Genomic DNA, 19,088 nt, shown 5'->3' with positions numbered 1-19,088 from the left:
TGGCGGTATGTGATAACATAACATTGGCGAGTGGAAGTGAAAATTTCGAGAAACGGAAAATGCCAATTGACAAACCTAAGTAAAATAGTCAGAAAAGAATTGCCTAGCCAAGACACCAGATAAGCCCGGCGAAAATTCGAACATTTTGGAGTGACAGGATGCCTGTTACAGCGATCTTTCGGGCTGCGCCAGCGCCATCTAGGGATGTGCGTGCTGAGCTTTTGGCTGCTGCACTGCGGGGGGATTTTCCCAGCGATGCGATGCTCGAGATGTCGTTAAGATATCTGGAGGAAATGAGATGATTAGAGCACAAACCAAGGCGGAACCAGAGCTGGTTCCGAACATTGCGGTTCATGACGCGCGTATTCTGACAAGCGGCGCGTCGACGGCCAATATCGTACTGGATGGTCAGGTTTATACCTTGCGGATCACCCGCGCAGGCAAGCTGATTTTGACAAAATGAAACATGAGCGTGAGATGTTTGGTGGCCTGACTGTGTCATCGATTGAAGTCATGCCCGCACCAGAGGTTTTTCTGGTCAGATGCCTGCGCCTGTGGTGCGACAGCCAGGCCGGGCCGTCAGATGTGCGCGATCGTTTGGCCGAGCACATGGGGCCTACCCGCGGTGCGATTTGTTATTCTGCAATGGAAGACATGTTTTCTGTATTGTTTCGACACAGCCGCCGACGTCTGGTGCGCCATAGTAGCGAATGCAAATGTGTTGGCGCAGATGAAGCGATCTTGGCGCACTTCGTGACGACAGCGGCCACCGGCGCACGTGAGGATGCCATGTTGTTGGCCTCTTTGTTGATTGAACCCACCATGATGATGTCACTAACGGAATCGGCCAATCAGGTCGGTTTGCACCTGCGACGCGCAGCGCTGTGCGAGAGAGAAGAATTTCCAGATCCCATCAATATGACGCGACACTGATCGCATTCGAAATACTCGGTTTTGGTTGACCTTGTGCACTGCATAGGTCGGCCAATGCCAGTTTGATGCCCGCCGCGAGGCTATCGCGGACAACTTGAAAACACATATAAAAAGCCAAACGAGGACAACATGACTAAATTCTTGCTTATTGCAGGGGGCGCGGCACTTGGCCTGACAGCCACAACCGCAGATGCCTTTGAGACAGGACGCCTGTCAGGGTATTTATCGATTGAGGTCGAGAATGACTGGACGTTTGATTCATCTGATCCAGCTGCTGAGCTTAATGATACCTATACGACGATCGAAAGTGGCTTGTCCTTTGATTTCGGTGCGGGTTTTGCGCTGAACTCGACGCTGGTTCTTGAGCCTATTCGCGATGCAACAGATGACCGGTTCTTTGAAGATCACGGTGCTTACGCTGAAGAGCTGTTCTTTTCCAAGGAGCTGGGTACTGCTGAGCTGAAGCTGGGTAAATTCAACCCGGACTTTGGTTTCGCTTGGGATATCGCGCCGGGCATTTTTGGTGCAGATTTTGCCGAAGATTATGAGTTGACTGAACGTGTTGGTGGGGCTGTTGCCGTGCCATTTTCTGCTGCTGGTGGTGAGCACGTTTTTTCGGTTGGTGTGTTCAATGCAGACCGATCTGTCTTAAGCAATTCACTGGGTAGTCGTCGTGGCCAAACCAGCCTGGGTGATGGTGGTGTATCAAACACCAACGGTGCAGAATCATGGACGGCTACACTGTCGGGTGAATTTGGCCAGACAGCCTATAACTTTGGTGTGCAACATCAGGCAGCTGGTGCAGGCAATAACACTGATCAGGACGGCGTTGTTTTGGGTGCAATTCATACGTTTGACGCAGGCTCCACGGCGTTGGAATTGCTGGCAGAAGTGGCTTATTTTAATCACTTCGATGGCACCACAAATTCTGCAACGTTCACTACGCTTGGTCTGGCTGCGCCGGTTGGCCCGGTGACACTGTCTGGTGTGTACTCTTTGCGCGATGTTGATGGGGCTTCTTCCGCTGATAACCTCTTTACAGTTTCTGCCGAGATGGAGTTGTTTGATGGTATGATCGGAGCGCTGGCCTACCGTTATGGCGACGAAGCGAGCGTTGATAGCCATACTATCGGCACACTTCTGGCTTACGAATTCTAAAGAGCAGTCCATTTGACCGGAGTGCTTGTGGTGTGTGTCCCCACCTTTGGCGCCCGGTCTGATGAAAATAAAGTTAGCCAGTGACGGCGATGGGAAGCGTGATCGAAAAAAGCGCCCCATCGCCGTTTGATTTTTCCAACCGGATTTGCCCTTTGTGAGCGGCAATGATCCGGTGGCAAAACGCCAACCCAACGCCGGTGCCTTTGCCAACATCCTTGGTGGTGAACAGCGGGTCAAAGATGCGGTTTGCTATGGCGGGGTCAACGCCGGGCCCATCATCGGAAACTTCCAACCGTACAAGACCTGAAGAGGACTGATTGTAACAGGCATACCGGATGGTATGCCCGTGTTTGGCATCTTGCATCGCGTGTAGGGCATTCGTCATCAGATTGATCAATACTTGGGTGATCTGGATGTCATCGATCATCACGTCGGGTAAATCTGCGGGGAGGGTGCCTTCAACCCGAATGTCAGCAGCGGTAGCATCAGGGGTTATGGCTTCGATTGCGGTGTCAAACAAGGGGCCTAATTGTGCCGGGTTAAGATCCAGTCGTTCCTGACGTGCAAGCGACAGAAAGGAGCGCACGATATTCACGCAACGATGCGCGGCGCGTGCCAGTTTATCGATGCGCTTGGCATGATGGGTGTTTTCCAGCTCTTCGTGCAGAATTTCAGCGTTGCCTACGATGATCGAAAGCGGATTGTTCAGCTCATGCGCCACTCCGGCGAGCAGTTCGCCTAAGGCTGAGAGCTTTTCAGATTGAAACAGCTGTTCTTGCTGGCGTTGTAGCTCGTCCTGTACGGCCAATTCGTGGGTCAGGTCTTCGATGCTGGCAACAATCACGTCTTCGCCCCGGTAATCAATTAACCGAGCCGAAATCTCGGCTGGAAACCGCGCCCCATCTGGGCGCAGGCAGGTGACGCGCATATGGTCGATCGTTTCATCCGACAACAGCGCGGTCACGAAATCTCCGCGTTCTTCGCGATGCGTGAAATGTGTGAAACTGCTTTTAGCGGTGCCAAGGAGGTGGGTTGCAGCTGGTGTGCGGTAAAGGATTTGACCATCGCCAACACGTGACATGATCAGACAAACGGGGCAAGCTTCCAACACGTTACGCAGCAGGGCCTCTGCGTCGCGTGCGGAATCTGCAGCCCCTGATGTGTCGGTGCCGGGGGATTGCGCCAGATAAAAACCGCCATCCGAAGCGGCGGTTAGGCGAAAGTCGAATACCTGAGCGCGCCCAAAAGGCAGGGTCACTTGAGGCGAGGCTTGTGGAATGTCCAGCAACGCGGCCTCCATCCCGTCAAGTGTTTGAGCGGTTTGCGTTGGCATGGCACTGCGGTTTACTGCTTCGCGCAGGAAAATGTCCCACAACAACCCGGGTTCCAGTAGGTCTTGCAGAGCGGGGTACATGCTTTGAAGGGCAGGATTGGCAAAGCGTAATCGGGCATCAGCATCAAATACGGCCAACCCTTCGGCCATGAACATCACGGCCTCTTGCAGAGGGATGGTTTCGCTTTGCATTGACGGTGCCGTAGACATAATCAGGCCGAACTGTTTTCAGTGTGTTCTGCAATCCGCATATGTGGGGAGGAGGTATTCGGTGCTGCAGGGTCAGGTGTCATGGCCTGCAAATCGAATTTGCCATCAAGGGCATCGGTGAAATTGGGTGAGCTGCAAATCACCATCGGCGCTGCTGTTGCGCGGTATTGCAGCGCCTCTGTTACCGTTGGGCCAAACACATCATAGATATAATTTTGCGCGCCGACTACAGAGCCGATCACGGAACCCGAGGCAACCCCTATCCGTGCGTGCCATTGGATCGGATGTGTATCATTGCGGCGTTGTAGATAGCGCAAAAAACGCACTGCTGAATTGACCACTGCCAGTGCATGATCGGCGCTGGGGTCGGGGACACCGGCCACCGCAACATAACTATCGCCGTTTGTGTGGATGCGTCTGCAGCCGAATTGTTCACCAATGCGGTCCAACGCGCTGTAGATATCATTTAATTCGCTGACAATTACACCGGGGTCATGCTGGCTGGACATGTCATCAAAGCCGTGGAAATCTAGTGACAAGACCGAAACCGGATCAAACAGGCGCGGGGCCACGACACCAAAGGTTTTGTATTCGTCATAGACCGCGCGTGGCATCATATTGAGCAGTAGTTTTTCAACCTGCTCTTTCTCTCGTTTGATTTCATGCGTGTTGCGCTCGACCATCATCGAATAAGAATCGATCATCGATTCCAGCTCTTTAATCCGGGTGATGTTTTGGCAGACGAGCACAGCGATATTCTGTGTGGCATCGGACGTGCGATTGAATTCAAGGGCCACGGTCATGGTGCGCCGCCGCAGCTTGAAAGAGGTCTCGGTGGTTAGTTTGCCACCAGTGGCCATTTCAGACGACAGCGCCGTGACATCCAGTGCTGGAAAGAGGTCATTCAGTTTCGCTGTTGGGTCATTATCTCCGAACCATTCATTGAAGGTATCATTGCGAAAATGCAGCGTCATGGTTTCCAGGTTAATCAGGGCTACACCAACGCCAATGGCGCGCAAAAGCTGTTCATTGATGGCTTCAATTGACATTGGGTTTCTCGATCAGCAGCGTGCGGCGGGCTTCGAATTCACCTATGATGGTTTCGATATCAGAAGTGGCGACATCAAATTCGGCCAAGACATCGATGACGATCTCTTTCAGTCGGTCGAAATGCAGTGGTTCGATGGCCATATGCCGATGTGCGCGCTCAATATGATCATCGGTGAAGGACGCAGGCCCCCCCATCAACGAAGAGATGAATTTGGTCTGATGATCGATCAGCTTTGGCAGATCTACATCGTCAAAAAACGGGCCGACATCATCATCGTCGAGCAGCCGATCATAAAGCTTTAGGACAATCTTACTGATGCTGGAAAAGCCCCCGTACTTATCAAAAAGTGATTTTTCCATGAAATCCCCCAAAGAAACGCTAAATGCGATAACGCGTGTTGTTTTTAATTTAGGCTGCGCTAATCATTGAATTAATGCAGGAATACTCAGTTCGGTCAACATAGCATAAACTGAAATCTGATATCAGGGCCGGTGAGCACCAAGCCATCGGACATGGCCATGATGTTTCAAATCATTGCACAGTCAAAGCCGATACGTCTGAAATAAGCAATGTCTGCTTTGGTGGAATGATGATGCCGGTTTCTTTTTGTTGTGGTGTCCGTGGGCTGCGTAGATACGGTTTTTCGAACTGATTTGTGATCGGCCATGATGAGCTCCGGTGGGGTGATTAATCGACTTTCGGGTGATTACTGGATCCAGCCATCGCGTTTTGAGGGGGTGATTGTAGGCATGCGCGTGACACGAGCTGCGTATCTGCGTGCCGTTTCGGCCAAGTTGTTTTTAGTGTCAGGATGGGACGTTTTGCGTTTCATGAGGGTCTCCATTGGTTGGAATTACAAGTCATGAAACAGGTGTAAAGCTGCGATGTTTCAGCTGTAGGTCTGTGAAGAAGTGTTTTGTTTCATATGTTTCACCGGAAATTTTCATAAAACCATGAAACGCGTTGCAAACATGCATCCCCCGGCAGGCGACGCCAACCGAGAGAACAGGTTAGAATAGATCGCCTGTCAGGCTTGCATGTTTTGCCACAGGCGCTTCATTTTTGCCGCCATTTCCCGAACGTGGTCGGGTGTGGTCTCAAGGCTGATGATTGAGACCCTTAGCACACAACGACCTTGCCATGTGGCGGTGCGGAAAAAGTGCTGGCCATCTTCATTAAGCGCTTGTTCCATAGCGGTGGTCATCTGATCCGCGTCGGCCTGACCCCGACCTTGATCAAAGGACAGGACCAATTGATTCAAGACCACGTCGTTAAGCAAGGTAATACCGGGAACCTCTTGCAGTTCCTGCGCCAAAATCTGGGCGCAATCGCAGTGGTTTTCCACCAATGCGCGTACACCGTCACGGCCCAAAGCCCGTAGTGTCGCCCAAGCGGCAAAGCCGCGTCCGCGACGCGACAATTCGGGATTGAAATGAGTGGCGTTGCGCCCATCGCCGGGCGGGGCAGGTAGATAGCTGGCGGTGATGTCCATGGCACGGCGGTGGGCAGCCGTGTCTTTGACAATGGCAAAGCCTGCGTCAAACGGGATGTGTAGCCATTTATGCCCGTCGGTCGACCAGCTGTCAGCGCGCTCAATCCCGTCAGTCAAAGCCCGCTTTTTAGGGCTGCACCGCGCCCAAAGCCCAAAAGCCGCATCGATGTGCAACCAAGCGCCATGCTGGGCTGCAAGATCAGCCAAGGCATGGAAATCATCAAACGCACCGGAATTGATATGCCCGGCGGTGCCAACGATAATCTTTGGCCCATCAACGCTGCCCATTTGTGTGGCCAAATCCTCGGGCAACATTCGCCCCTGAATATCCGTAGGGATGCGGGCGATGTTGCGATTGCCAAACCCCAGGTAACGCAGAGCGGCTAGGTTGGAGGCATGGGTATCTTCGGAAATAAAGATCGTAATGATCGGGGCGGCTTGCAGACCGTCCTCGGCAAAATCATGGCTTGCCCGCTGTAGTACTTCGTCACGTGCGGCGGCCAAACCAATGAAGCCAGCCATCGTGGCCCCGATCGTCAGGCCAACCGAAGATTTACGTGGCAGATCCAGCAAATCCAACACCCAGTTACAGGCAACTTCTTCTGCTGTGGCCGCTGCTGGAGAACATTGATAAATTCCGGCATTTTGCCCCCAGATCGAGGTAAGCCAATCTGCGGCAACCCCGGTTGGGTGCGAGCTGCCCATGACCCAAGCGTAAAACCCGGGCTGCGTATTGCCGACCAGCCCCGGTTCAGCTGCGCGGATCAGATCATCGATGACCTGCGCTGCGGGTTGGCCTTGATCCGGCAGGTCACCGCCAAAAGCTTGGCGTAACTCAGTGAGTGTGGCTGTGGGATGCAGTTGGATCTTTTGTGCGCGATAGGTCGCGGCATATGCCGCGACCTTGGCCAAAGGACCGTCTGTGTCTGGAAAAGTAGACATATATTTCACCTCGGATGAACCCACTTTGGCAAGAAGGAGTAGGCATTGACGTTCTCGGATGGCACATTGGGCAATCCAGCAACGGCCATCCTTGTTTGTAGGCTGCCGTCGTTAAAGGCGTCAAAGGTTTCCGTCGCCCCGCCAATATGTTCCCCACCGACAAAAACTTGCGGGATGGTTGGCGCTCCGGTGATCTGACGCAGGGCGGCGCGCATTTCTATGCCAAGGTTATCCTTTTGATAGGCGATGCTATCGATGTCGATGCTGTCATATTCTATCCCTGCAGCGGCAAACATCTTGCGCACTGACCAGCAAAACTCGCACCACTCCAGTGCAAAGATCACGACTGGCTTGTCGGCGACGATTTGTTGAACTTGATCGATTATTTCTGGCCGCGCCGCTTGTGCCGCACCTGCTGGCGCGTTGGGGGCCGGAATGTCGAACCGTGTGCTTGGGGTGGATTGCGACAGCGCCATTTCTTCGGCTGTCATTTCAACGGGGACGTCCTCGAACAGTGGCGTAGACAGGTAACGTTCACCTGTATCTGGCAACATGGCGAGAATTTTGGCCCCTTTGGGCGCTGTTTTGGCCACTTCAAGTGCGGCGGCAAAGGTCGCTCCACCGGTGATGCCGCAAAAGATCCCTTCTTTGCAGGCCAGTGCTTTGGCCATGCTCAGGGCATCAGCACCGGCAACTGGCTGAACCTGGTCAATGAATTTTTGCTCAATCGCTTGATTGGCCAGGTCCGAGATGAAATCTGGCGACCAGCCTTGCATCGGGTGGGGGCGAAATTCTGGGTGGCTTTCGGCAGCACTGCCATCGGCGTTAAATGGTTGAATCATGCCACTGCCGATCAGTTGTGCATTGTCGGGTTCCGCGGCAACAATCTTTGTGTCTGGACTGTCGCTCCGCAATACCCGTGCGACACCCGTCAATGTGCCGCCGGTGCCAAAACCGGTCACCCAGTAATCTAACTCATCGGGTCCAAAGTCGCGCAGGATTTCCTGTGCTGTAGTGGTACTGTGAATATTGGCGTTGGCTGGATTTTCAAACTGGCGAGACATAAACCAGCCGTGTTTTTCTGCCAGTTCGCGAGCTTTGGCAACCATGCCGCTACCCTTAGCGGCGGCAGGGGTCAGGACAATCTTTGCCCCCAGAAAACGCATCAATTTGCGACGTTCAACGCTAAAGCTTTCGGCCATGGTGACAACTAAAGGATAACCCTTTTGTGCACAGACCATGGCCAGACCAATGCCGGTATTACCGCTGGTCGCCTCGACAATGGTTTGGCCGGGCTTCAACGTGCCATCACGCTCGGCGGCTTCAATCACCCCAAGGGCAAGACGATCCTTGACCGAACCCATGGGATTGAACGCCTCAAGCTTGACGTACAGTTCAACATCATTGGGGGCGAGGTTGTTAATCTTAACAATGGGGGTGTTGCCGATTGTCTCGAGGATGGAGGATTTGATTTGTGACATGATGGTTCCTTTGCATGAGGGCAGCGGCCCGGCAGGCTGCGATGAGACGGTTTTGGAGCGGCAAGGTTGCAGTTTGTTGTCACCAAATCGGGTTTCGTGTTTCAGTCTTGAAACATCTGCATTCTTTGGAAGTTTTGTATTAATTGCATTAAAAACAATTACTTGATGGTGTTGTTCCGAACTTTCTGTGCGGCATGGCTGATACAATTGAAACAAAACAGTGCCGGTCTGAAAACCAGCTGAAACATTGGCCGGATAAATGTGGTGCCATGATATCAGAGACCTCGAATAAATCGTTTGTCAGAAACCCGGCCGCTGCTGATCTTGTTTGGGATGCACTTGAAGCTTTGTCTGAAGGGATTGCTGTTTACGATTCTGAATACCGTCTGGTGACTTGTAATCAGCGTTACGTCGATATGTTTCCACTGATTAGTGATCTGATCGATCGCGGCGCGTCGTGGTCGGATCTGCTACGTGCGGGCGCAGAACGCGGGCAGTATCGTGAGGCCATGGGCCGTGTTGACGAGTGGATCGCTGGCCGGTTGAAAAACGATGTGCCGATTGGTCAGATCCTAGAGATCGAGCTGACAAATGGATGTGTCTATGAGGTGCAGTTCAGCGCGACCAAGAACAACGGATTCGTGGTGGCCAATACCGACATCACCGAGAGACGACAGGCCGAGATTGCGACGCACGAACGCGAAACACTTCTTCGTACTGTACTTGAGGCGAGCCCGGTTGCTGTGGTCATGGCGCGTCAGGAAGATGGGCATATTCTTTACCGCTCGCCTGAGGCAGTTAGGTTTTTTGGTGATACCAAAAATGCACTCGAGCACTATGCCGACCGGCAGGACCGGCAGGACTATGTTGATACGCTGCATCAAGTGGGCCATGTTGATGACTATCGCATTACATTGAGAAACGCGCAGGGGCGGCTGTGCCCGACCACATCATGGGGGAGGTTGATCACGTTTGATGGCGAGACCTATGTGGTTACTGCGATCATTGATATGACTGACCAACACGAGCGTGAAGAGATGATCCGTCATGTACTTGAGGCTTGTCCCGCCCCTATTCAGATGACCAGAGCCCGAACTGGAGAGGTTCTGTTCAGCAGCCCGGAAACCATTGCGTTATTTGGACGAGTGGAAAGCGCAAAGCAATTCTATGTCGATCCGGACGCACGCGCGACTTATCTGGCCCGGCTGAACGACCAACGCTCTATTCAGGAATACAAAGCCAAATTTTTCAACGCCAAAGGTGCAGAGTTCTGGGGCGCAGTTTCCGCGCGAATAATCCCTTACAACGGCGAGGATGTTATCGTATCGCACACGCGCGACATGACCGAGCAGCTGCGGATCGAGGCTGAGTTGGCACAGCAGCAGGATCAGCTATATCAAAATGATAAAATGTCCGCGATGGGTGAGCTATTGGCCGGTGTCGCGCATGAGCTCAACAATCCGCTGTCGGTGGTGGTTGGTCACTCTTTGATGTTGCGCGAAGATTGTACCGAGCCTGAGATCTTGAGGCAGGTTGATAAAATCAGCACAGCCGCAGAGCGCTGTTCCCGGATTGTCAAAACATTCCTGACAATGGCCCGGCAGCAGCCGGTGAAAATGCAATGCGTCGATATCAATGAGATCGTACAGACGGCGATGGATGTTGCGCGTTTTGGCGATGCGGGCGAAGGCCTGTCTATGACATGTGATCTGGCCTTGGAATTGCCAGAAATCTGCGCCGATCCAGATCAAATCACACAAGTGATTATCAACCTCATTCTAAATGCTGAGCAAGCGATTCATGAGAGTGGCAAAGGCGCTCGGATCACCCTTGAAACGCGACTTTCTCAAGATGGTGCTGCGATTGAGATTTTGGTAGAAGACGACGGGCCGGGGATTGCGAAGAATATACGCAGCCGGATTTTTGAACCCTTTTTCACCACCAAGGATGTGGGCGAGGGGACGGGCATCGGATTGGCCTTGTGTCACCGGATCATTGGTTCCCACGGTGGGCAAATCACCCTGACGGATCAGCAAGATGGTGGCTCATTGTTCAATATTCAGCTGCCTGTTCAGGCCGCTGGGTCAACATCTGAAAGCACAGAGCGGGCGACAGGCCAAGCACAGCCCTTTATCAGGGTTTTAATCGTCGATGATGAAGAAGACGTAGCCGAGTTGAATGCTGAGATTTTGACGCGCGCAGGCTATCAGGTGGATGTTTTCAATCAGGCTGAACGTGCCATCGAAAGCCTGAGCAAGCATGATTATGGCCTGATCCTTAGTGATTTGAATATGCCACAGTTGGATGGTCGTGGTTTTTTTGAAACGATCCAAACAGAATTTCCTGATATGGTTGATAAAATTGCATTTGTAACAGGTGATACGATGGGGCGGGCGTCGCAAACGTTTCTTAGAGATGCACAACGCCCCTGCATTGAAAAACCCGTGTCCCCGAAAGAATTACGGGCGTTTGTAAGCGAGCTGATTGCAGAGGGAGCGCAATGATGACAACGGCGACCATTCTCGTCTGTGATGATGAACCAGATGTGCGTGAGATGCTACAAGAGTATCTGTCCAAGCGCGGCTTTTCCATTGTGGCCGCGGGAAACAGCGATGAATTACGAGCCGCCATAGATCGCCACGCGATTGATCTTATTTTACTAGATATTAACATGCCCGGAGAGGATGGTCTGACCACCTTGCGTGGTTTGCGAAACAGTAATCAGGTGCCTGTGGTGATGCTGACCGCCGCGGGTGAGGTGATCGACAAGATTGTCGGGCTTGAAATGGGAGCAGATGATTATCTGGCCAAACCCGTGGACTTACGCGAGTTGGAGGCCCGGATCAAAGCTGTCCTGCGTCGTCAATCTGAACCAGCACCACAAACCCCACAACAAGATGCACCGGAAAGTGCGCCGTTTGGGGCATTCACGCTTGATTTGACAGGGGCCAAATTGCGGGATGCCGAAGGGCAGGATGTGCCATTGACCGCGATGGAATTCAACTTGCTGGCTTTGTTTGCCCGCAATCGTGGGCGGGTTCTGAACCGGGACCAAATATTAGAGCAGGCACATGACCGATCTTGGGACCCGTTTGATCGCAGCATCGATATTCGTATTTCACGCCTGCGTCGCAAGATTGAAAGTAATCCCCAAAAGCCTCAGATCATCAAAACTGTACGCGGTATTGGCTACATCTACGATCCGGATTGAAACATGTCGTGCCCAGCGGTTGCGCCGTTTTCAGAGAAGGTCGCCAAGTGTTCTGAGAGCTTGCAATTGTTAGAATTGTCCATTGTAACCTTTGGAGGACAACCCTGGAAATGCAGCGACAGGGACCAGTACTTGTGCGATATCACTATGGCTGTAGGTCGGGCGGCTTGCCCATACTACCTTGAGCCTGCCCGGAATAGGGCGCTTGCACTGACCGATGTAGATTGCCAGCAAGATAAGAACTGCCCCGGGTATTAGTCCTGAACCGGGATGCTCGCCCAGCAACGTCATTGCAAAGACAACGCCCGCCACTGGTGAGAACGATGTCGCCAGAGAAATCTCGCTGGGTTTAGCGTGTTTCAAGGCCATGTTCCAAGCGATCTGACCGATTACAAAGACGACGATGGCATAGATCCAAACCTGTTTGAGCAAGATGGGGGACAGTAGGCCCCGAAACTGATCTGGCCCCTGTACGACACAAACGAAGATCACATAGAAACTGACGCCCAGAACCGTTCGGATGCTCGCAAAAATGCCCATTGGTAGGGTTTTAAGAACCTTGCGCGCCAACAGAGTTGAGCTCATGAATGACAAAGTTGCAGCAAAGGCGGCCCATTCGCCGGGGCCAAGTCTAACCGTGTCACAAAACCCGATCATAACCAACGCACCCAGCAAAGCGACAAGACCGGCAATCAGGGCTTTCTTTTCAAAGCGTTCCTTAAGAAACAGGCTGGCTGCCATCAAAAATAAGGGGGGCTCAATCCGACCGATCATCACCACATTCGTGACGCTGGAGTGTTCCAGAGCAAAGAAAAACAGCCCCGGCGTCAGTGCCGACGAAATCAGTGCAGAGACCGTCAATAAGAACCAGTCATTCAACGCCAGCTTGCGCAGGTTATTGCGGGTCAGATCCGCCCTGAACAAAAAGGCCATTGGCACCAGTGAGATTAATGAACTGAGCACAAACAGGTTGGCAAATGTAATTGCGTTGCGGCCGTCAGGCATTGGGTTGGCCTGTCCGACACTTACCAAATGGCTGGCAATTGAATTGGCCGCCGCATAGCACAGCACCGCAACCCATGCGCAGAGCAATCCGATGCGGATTGGCATGCGGCCGACGACTGTAGGGCTTTCAGTGGCGTTAAAACGGGTTTTTGATGGGGTGCACATGGCGGGCCTCGATTTCCTTGATGCAAGGAACCTAGGAACCCGGTGTTTCAACCCGATTGCGCGTTGTGTAAGTCAGAGTTTCGTTTGTTTCAGGCCTGTATCGGTACGGGTATATGCCTTAATCCGCGTGATGGCAGGCCACCTGCGTGCCACTGTCCGGCAACAAGCGCAGGGCAGGGCGTTCGGATCTGCATTGTGCATCGGCCAATGGACAGCGTGGCGCAAACGGACAGCCCGGCGGCAGATTGACCGGGTCAGGAAGTTCACCCGGGGTACGCGGCTTATCAAAGGATCCGCCGTCAAGCTTGGGGATCGCCTCTAACAAGAGGCGCGTATAGGGATGTTTAGGCGTCGCAAAGAGATCTTCTGCTGTAGCCAGCTCCATCACACTGCCCAGATACATCACCGCTACACGGGTGCCAAAGTGTTCGACGACGGACAAATCATGGGTGATGAAAAGATAGGTCAGCCCCCGCTCGGCCTGCAAATCTGTCAGTAGGTTCAGGATTTGCGCTTGGATTGATACGTCCAGCGCCGAAATAGGCTCATCAGCGACGATAAACGCGGGGTTGGTTACCAGGGCGCGAGCAATGGCGATACGTTGACGTTGCCCGCCGGAAAACTCATGCGGCAGGCGACGTTGCCAACTGAGGTCGCAACCAGTAGCGCTTAGAACGGCATCGACCTGTTCTTTTACTTCGGCCTCGGACTTTTCAGGCATCAGGTGGCGAATGGGTTCGGCCAGTGTTTCAAACACATTGCGTCGTGGGTTGAGTGACGCATAAGGATTTTGAAACACCATCTGCATATCGCGCCGGATGGGCTTGCGCGTGGCTTCATCCATCTGATCTATGCGTTGATCCTGAAAGTAAACTTCACCCGCACTTGGTGTCTGCAGACCTATGATGGCCCGGCCAAGGGTGGTTTTGCCACAACCGGATTCGCCGACAACGCAAAAGCTTTCACCAGGCCGAATTGTAATATCCACTGAATTCAATGCGTGCAGGATTGGCTTTTCCCGGCTCAAAAAGTGGGTCGGTAAGGGAAAGCGAACTTCTAAACCCTTGGTTTCCACAATTGGGGTCTCAACAATCGGTTTGGTCATGATTGGACCTCAGGCAGTTTAAGCGGGGTATAACAGGCGACACCATCTACCATGTCCGGAGCGCCACCTCTGCAACGATCAGAGGCAAGTTCACATCGCGGATGATAGGCGCAGCCGGTGGGCAACGCGGTAATGGGCGGCATTGAGCCGGGGATCTGATAGAGCTTACTGCCACGACTGGCATTTTGTGGCAGGGCCTTGAGTAATCCACTGGTGTAGGGATGCGACGGCCCGTCGATGATGTCGCGCGTACGCCCGGTTTCCACACATTTACCTGCGTACATGATCATCAGCCGTTCGGTCACCTCAGCCACAACGCCCAAGTCATGGGTGATCAGAATCAAGGCCACATCGTTTTCACGGCACAGCTTGAGGATCAGCGCCATGATCTCGGCCTGAATGGTGACATCCAGTGCGGTTGTGGGTTCATCCGCGATAATCAATTCTGGATCTGTCAGCAGGGCGATGGCGATCACCACTCGTTGACGCAAGCCACCTGACAGCTCATGCGGGTAAGCATCCATACGCGTCTCAGCGGACGGAATGGCAACCAGATTGAGTTTGTCGACACAGAGCTTGTGAGCGTCCTTCTTAGAGATCTTGCGATGCGCTTGTAACGTTTCAATCATCTGCGTGCCGATGCTGAGAACCGGGTTCAGCGTGACCATGGGGTCCTGAAAGATCATCGAAATCCGATTGCCGCGAATACCTCGAATCTGGCGCTCGCTCAGATCTAGTAGATTGTCGCCTTCAAAGCGGATCGACCCTTGTGAAATGCGCCCCGGTTCTGCGATCAGATTCAAAATCGCAAAGGCCAGCATTGATTTCCCAGCACCGGATTCGCCGACGACGCCCAAGCGTTCACCTTTTTCCAAGGTCAGATCGACACCGCGCAGAGCCTCGATCCAGTCATGTTTGCCACGCGGAAAGGCGACATGCAGGTCGCGTACTTCTAGCATCGCCATCAGTCATCCCCCCGACGCAGTTTCGGATTGAGCACATCGCGCAGCCAGTCCCCCAGCAGGTTCAGTGCCAGAATGAGCGCGATCAGTACCATTGCCGGGTAGAATGTGATCCACCAGCTGCCTGAGAAGATCAGCTCATACCCTGAGCGGATCAGCGAGCCGAGAGAGGGTTTGTCTACTGGCATGCCAAGGCCAAGGAACGATAGCGCGGCCTCGGTCATGATTGCCTCGGCCACCTGAATGGTGGAAATCACCAAAACCGGCGTCATGGTGTTGGGTAGAATATGTTTCCACATAACCTTGCGCGCGGGCAGGCCGATAACGCGGGCGGCATCGACATATTCCTTGTTCTTTTCACCTAAGACAGATGAGCGCACAGTTCTCGCGTATTTGGGCCATTCGGCAATACCGATGATTACGATCAGCATGAATATGGCATAGTCGGCATAGACATTGGCATCAAAGGTGGCGCTGAATATGGCCAGCACAATGATCGCAATCATCAGGGTTGAGAGCGACATTTGAATGTCAGCCAGACGCATCAGGAAGGCATCAATCCAGCCCCCTCTGTAGCCCGCGATCAGGCCCAAGGTGACACCAAGAATGGCCTGTACGATGACGGCGCCGATGCCGATCAGTAGTGAAATTCCGGTGCCATACATGATAGTCGACAGGATACCGCGGCCTTGCTCGTCGGTGCCCAGTGGGAACCGTGCTTCGCCTTCACTATACCAGCTGGGTGGCAGTTCGCTGTCCATGATGTCGATCTGCATCAAGTCATAGGGGTTCTGCGGGGCAACGAAGGGTGCAAGAACTGCCATCAAAACCAGAAACAGCAGGACAATAGCAGAACAAATCGCCACAGGATCTGCCAGAAGTTTTTTCAGGAGGGAACGCCAAGTGATCATGATGTCGCTCCCGGCAGTTTCACCATCGGATTGATCAGCGTGTAGACAAAATCAACGATGGTATTCACCACAACAAAAATCAGCCCGACCATGATGATGTAGGCGATGATTAGCGGGGTATCGACGCGGTTAATGGCCTCTAGGAACATGAAGCCCATTCCGGGCCACTGGAAAACAGTCTCGGTCAGGATAGTATAGGCAATGAGTGTCCCGATCATCAGGCCACCCACAGTGACCACCGGCAGTAGGGTGTTGCGGAAGGCGTGAACATAGCGCACGCGCCGGGTTCTAAGGCCTTTGGCACGAGCAAATCGCACGTAATCGGTGCCCATGGTTTCCATCATCTCAGCCCGGATCAGGCGAATGAAGAGCGGAAGCATGATTGATGACAGTGTGATGGAGGGCAGTACAAGATGTGACAGCCCATCAAGCGTTAGCAGGCCGGTATCCCAGCCCCAGGGCAACGTCAGCGTATCGCCTCGGCCAGAGGAAGGCAGCCAGCCAAGTTCGACCGCGAATATCCATTGCAGGAAAATGGCGGTCAGGAAGACAGGGACGGAAATGCCGACGATCGAACCGGTCATAATGATGCGCGCCAGCCAACTGCTTCGGTTGATCGCACAGTAGATACCGGCCGGGATCGAAACCGCGAGGAATATGATGGTTGCCCCCAACACTAGCTCGAACGTCGCGGGGAATTTGTCCAATATGACATCGATAGCGGGGCGTTTGAAGAAATACGATGTGCCCAGATCACCTTGCAAGGCATTGCCCATGAAGCGGCCGTATTGAGCAAGAAAGGGGTCATTCAACCCAAGTTCATCACGTAGGATTTGGCGTTCGGCTTCTGATACAGATTGCCCGACAAGTTCGCGCAATGGGTCACCAAGGTTGCCCTGAATGGAAAAACCGATGAGCGAGATGACAAACATCACGATCACGGCCTGAATGGCGCGGCGGATAAGGAAAGCTAGGATATGCATGGGACCTGGCAGAATGCTGGCAGAATAAGGCGGGCCACGCTATCGCGGCCCGCCTGTATGTGGGTTTACTCGTTGACGACCAAATCGCCGAGATAAGGGAAGTTCATCACGTTGAGAACCGCCTCGATGTCGACATTGCTGCCTGCTGCCCAGGCCAGATCTTGCCAGTGCAGCGGAACAAAGGCCGCTTCGTCGTGCATGATTTGCTCAGCTTCCTGAAGCATTTCGGCACGTTTGGCCTCGTCTGTTTCTGTCAGCGATGCGATTGTCAGCTCGTCCACTTTCGCGTTCGAGTAGTTGCCCGAGTTGTACTGACCACGGCCGGTTTCTTCATCCGGTGTCATGGTCAGGAACTCGTTGAAGTTGGCGCTGTCTTCGGTGTCAGAGTGCCAGCCGATCATCATGATGTCAGCGGCGCGTTCATCGAACTTGGGCCAGTATTGCGCTTTGGGCATGGTGGTCAGATCAATGTTGATACCGATCTTGGCCAGCATTGCGGCAGAAGCTTCACAGATTTTGAAGTCGTTGACGTAGCGGTTGTTGGGGCACATCATTGTGGCGTCGAAACCATCAGCATAGCCTGCTTCAGCCATCAGCGCTTGTGCTTTTTCGATATCATAGCGTGGCGTCAGGCTTTCATTGTAACCCAGATAACCCTTAGGCGATTGCTGCGCCGCTGCGGTACCAAAGCCCTTCATGATCTTTTTCACAATGCCTTCGTTGTTGATGGCGTGAACCATCGCCATACGCACCTGTGGGTTGGCCAGCGCTTCGTTACGCTGCTGGTTCAGCTGCAGTGTGATGATGCGTGTACCGCTCATGGTGACCAGTTTAGTGCCTTCATTTTCGTCAATGCGCGCCAGATCCGTTGGTGGTACCGGGGCAATAAAGTCAACGTCGCCTGACAGCAGCGCCGCAACACGTGTCGGGGCCTCTTTAATTGGCGTCATGATCGCAGTCTGAACGTTGCCCGGGCTGTTGGTGTCCCAATAGTCTGCGTTGCGCTCAAACACGACCTTCACACCTTGCTCACGTTCGGTGATGGTGAAGGGGCCGGTGCCAGAGACATTGCTTGAAGCAAAGCTGTCACCGTGTTTGACGATCTCGTCTTGTCCTTCATAGAACTTCTTGTCCATCGGGAAGACATAAGTTGCCGTGTGCAGAACCAACGGGTTTGGACCATCAGTTTTCACCTCAACTGTATAGTCATCAACAGCGGTGACGGATGTCCATGCTGCAAAGATACCTTTGAAGTCAGGTGAAGATTGCAGGCGCTCAATGGTGTACACGACGTCTTCGGATGTCATGTCGTTACCGGAGTGGAATTTAACACCTTCGCGGATTTTGAACCGAACGGTGGTGTCATCAACACGTTCCCAGCTTTCTGCAAGGCGGGCATCAAAACCCAAATCTTTGTTCCAGCGTACCAGCGGGTCAAAGATCATATGGCTTAGTTGCAGTGTGCCGCCAGACAGTTGCTCATGTGGATCCAGCGAAACTGGATCAGCATCATATGCAAATGTGAGCGTCTGCGCGGGTGCTGTTGTGGCCAAAGCCAGTGCCATAGCCGTTGCTGTCGCAAGAGTACGAATGGTTTTCATATTATTCTCCCTGGTTAGCGAATTCGTTCCCGCAAAACGTGCGGGGTTGTTCGCATATGGTTGCAAAGGTGTCGTGATTCTGCGGCTGTGTAAAGACTTGGTTCTGGTTGACGCGGGGATAACGGGAAAAAATTCTATTCTGTATTGTAGAGAGCCGTTTGGGAAATTGCGTATAGGATGTATGCAAGCCAAACCTTGGGCAAATTCGCGCAAGTTGTCAGGTGAGTAATGATGTGAACGCTACACTCCACACACAACTTATGGTTGCATTTTAGGATGAATGTGAAGGTAGGTTATCTGTCCCAGGGCTATTTTCTAACCGCGGAAAAGGTGGCAGGAATTGCCCGCCCTAAAGTTCGCTTGTGCCGCGCTCATGCCGCAATCCTCTTGGTCGCAACTAATTCTGGTACCAGAAATTCCGCGCCTTGAACTCCTGTATGCGTTTTCTTATCTGCTGGATTGGCGACCGTAGATGGCTCACCCTTGCCGTTTGATGATCTACTACATTTTTGGTCACTAGGTGCGCTCCCGAGCTCTCTCGTGAG

17 protein-coding genes and 1 pseudogene are annotated in these 19,088 nt (G+C 53.0%); 5 read left to right on the top strand and 13 right to left on the bottom strand.

The window, feature by feature from the left end:
• Positions 1 to 298: 298 nt before the first annotated feature.
• From D9A02_RS15340 to D9A02_RS15330, 3 genes are all read left to right on the top strand, one after another.
• The gene (locus D9A02_RS15340; protein ID WP_120501773.1) at positions 299 to 463 is read left to right on the top strand and encodes a hemin uptake protein HemP; all 165 of its coding nucleotides are present in this window, start codon (positions 299 to 301) and stop codon (positions 461 to 463) included.
• Entirely contained in the window at positions 460 to 933 is a 474-nt protein-coding gene (locus D9A02_RS15335) for a hypothetical protein (protein WP_120501772.1), read from the top strand. Before D9A02_RS15340 ends, D9A02_RS15335 begins: the two co-directional genes overlap by 4 nt.
• A 129-nt stretch (positions 934 to 1,062) precedes the next feature.
• On the top strand, positions 1,063 to 2,091 hold the full coding sequence (locus D9A02_RS15330; RefSeq protein WP_120501771.1) for a hypothetical protein: 1,029 nt from the start codon (positions 1,063 to 1,065) through the stop codon (positions 2,089 to 2,091).
• A 73-nt stretch (positions 2,092 to 2,164) separates the two neighbouring features.
• On the opposite strand, the gene D9A02_RS15325 is transcribed toward D9A02_RS15330, so the two are convergent.
• From D9A02_RS15325 to cysK, 7 genes and pseudogenes are all read right to left on the bottom strand, one after another.
• Entirely contained in the window at positions 2,165 to 3,616 is a 1,452-nt protein-coding gene (locus D9A02_RS15325; protein WP_162933093.1) for an ATP-binding protein, read from the bottom strand.
• Between the two features lie 20 nt (positions 3,617 to 3,636).
• Positions 3,637 to 4,683, bottom strand: a complete 1,047-nt coding sequence (locus tag D9A02_RS15320; protein ID WP_120501769.1) for an adenylate/guanylate cyclase domain-containing protein — start codon at positions 4,681 to 4,683, stop codon at positions 3,637 to 3,639.
• Positions 4,673 to 5,044, bottom strand: a complete 372-nt coding sequence (locus D9A02_RS15315) for a group 1 truncated hemoglobin (RefSeq protein ID WP_120501768.1) — start codon at positions 5,042 to 5,044, stop codon at positions 4,673 to 4,675. Before D9A02_RS15315 ends, D9A02_RS15320 begins: the two co-directional genes overlap by 11 nt.
• Positions 5,045 to 5,391: 347 nt before the next feature.
• Entirely contained in the window at positions 5,392 to 5,517 is a 126-nt protein-coding gene (locus D9A02_RS19530) for a hypothetical protein (RefSeq protein WP_301951094.1), read from the bottom strand.
• A gap of 195 nt (positions 5,518 to 5,712) precedes the next feature.
• Positions 5,713 to 7,119, bottom strand: a complete 1,407-nt coding sequence (locus tag D9A02_RS15310; RefSeq protein ID WP_120501767.1) for an aspartate aminotransferase family protein — start codon at positions 7,117 to 7,119, stop codon at positions 5,713 to 5,715.
• Positions 7,120 to 7,124: 5 nt separating this feature from the next.
• Positions 7,125 to 7,595: a glutaredoxin gene (locus D9A02_RS19525; protein WP_301951100.1), complete on the bottom strand. Its 471-nt coding sequence runs from the start codon at positions 7,593 to 7,595 to the stop codon at positions 7,125 to 7,127.
• Positions 7,569 to 8,600: pseudogene (gene cysK, locus D9A02_RS15305) on the bottom strand (cysteine synthase A); the annotation flags it as partial. The pseudogene cysK and the gene D9A02_RS19525, both read right to left, overlap by 27 nt.
• Before the next feature lie 269 nt (positions 8,601 to 8,869).
• Here cysK and D9A02_RS15300 point away from each other — a divergent pair.
• Together D9A02_RS15300 and D9A02_RS15295 are read left to right on the top strand one after the other, a co-directional pair.
• Positions 8,870 to 11,104 carry an ATP-binding protein gene (locus D9A02_RS15300; RefSeq protein WP_120502568.1) on the top strand — a complete coding sequence of 745 codons (2,235 nt, stop codon included), beginning with the start codon at positions 8,870 to 8,872 and terminating at the stop codon, positions 11,102 to 11,104.
• A complete protein-coding gene (locus D9A02_RS15295) occupies positions 11,104 to 11,811 on the top strand; it encodes a response regulator (protein ID WP_120502567.1) in 708 nt (235 codons plus the stop codon). Before D9A02_RS15300 ends, D9A02_RS15295 begins: the two co-directional genes overlap by 1 nt.
• 69 nt (positions 11,812 to 11,880) lie before the next feature.
• Here the strand turns inward: D9A02_RS15295 and D9A02_RS15290 are convergent, their stop codons facing one another.
• The 6 genes from D9A02_RS15290 to D9A02_RS15265 all read right to left on the bottom strand — a co-directional run bounded on the left by D9A02_RS15290 (position 11,881) and on the right by D9A02_RS15265 (position 18,543).
• Positions 11,881 to 12,981: a DMT family transporter gene (locus tag D9A02_RS15290; RefSeq protein WP_120501765.1), complete on the bottom strand. Its 1,101-nt coding sequence runs from the start codon at positions 12,979 to 12,981 to the stop codon at positions 11,881 to 11,883.
• Between the two features lie 118 nt (positions 12,982 to 13,099).
• Positions 13,100 to 14,086: an ABC transporter ATP-binding protein gene (locus D9A02_RS15285; RefSeq protein ID WP_120501764.1), complete on the bottom strand. Its 987-nt coding sequence runs from the start codon at positions 14,084 to 14,086 to the stop codon at positions 13,100 to 13,102.
• Positions 14,083 to 15,051: an ABC transporter ATP-binding protein gene (locus D9A02_RS15280; protein WP_120501763.1), complete on the bottom strand. Its 969-nt coding sequence runs from the start codon at positions 15,049 to 15,051 to the stop codon at positions 14,083 to 14,085. Before D9A02_RS15280 ends, D9A02_RS15285 begins: the two co-directional genes overlap by 4 nt.
• On the bottom strand, positions 15,051 to 15,959 hold the full coding sequence (locus D9A02_RS15275) for an ABC transporter permease (RefSeq protein WP_120501762.1): 909 nt from the start codon (positions 15,957 to 15,959) through the stop codon (positions 15,051 to 15,053). The genes D9A02_RS15280 and D9A02_RS15275 overlap by 1 nt, the downstream gene beginning before the upstream one ends.
• Entirely contained in the window at positions 15,956 to 16,942 is a 987-nt protein-coding gene (locus D9A02_RS15270) for an ABC transporter permease (RefSeq protein WP_120501761.1), read from the bottom strand. The genes D9A02_RS15275 and D9A02_RS15270 overlap by 4 nt, the downstream gene beginning before the upstream one ends.
• Before the next feature lie 65 nt (positions 16,943 to 17,007).
• Positions 17,008 to 18,543 (bottom strand): ABC transporter substrate-binding protein, encoded by a 1,536-nt coding sequence (locus tag D9A02_RS15265; protein WP_120501760.1) that lies wholly within the window; start codon positions 18,541 to 18,543, stop codon positions 17,008 to 17,010.
• Positions 18,544 to 19,088 lie beyond the last annotated feature (545 nt).

The organism is Roseovarius sp. EL26 (assembly GCF_900327775.1).
Lineage (GTDB): Bacteria > Pseudomonadota > Alphaproteobacteria > Rhodobacterales > Rhodobacteraceae > Roseovarius.
This window is presented reverse-complemented; position numbering and strand designations above follow the sequence as displayed.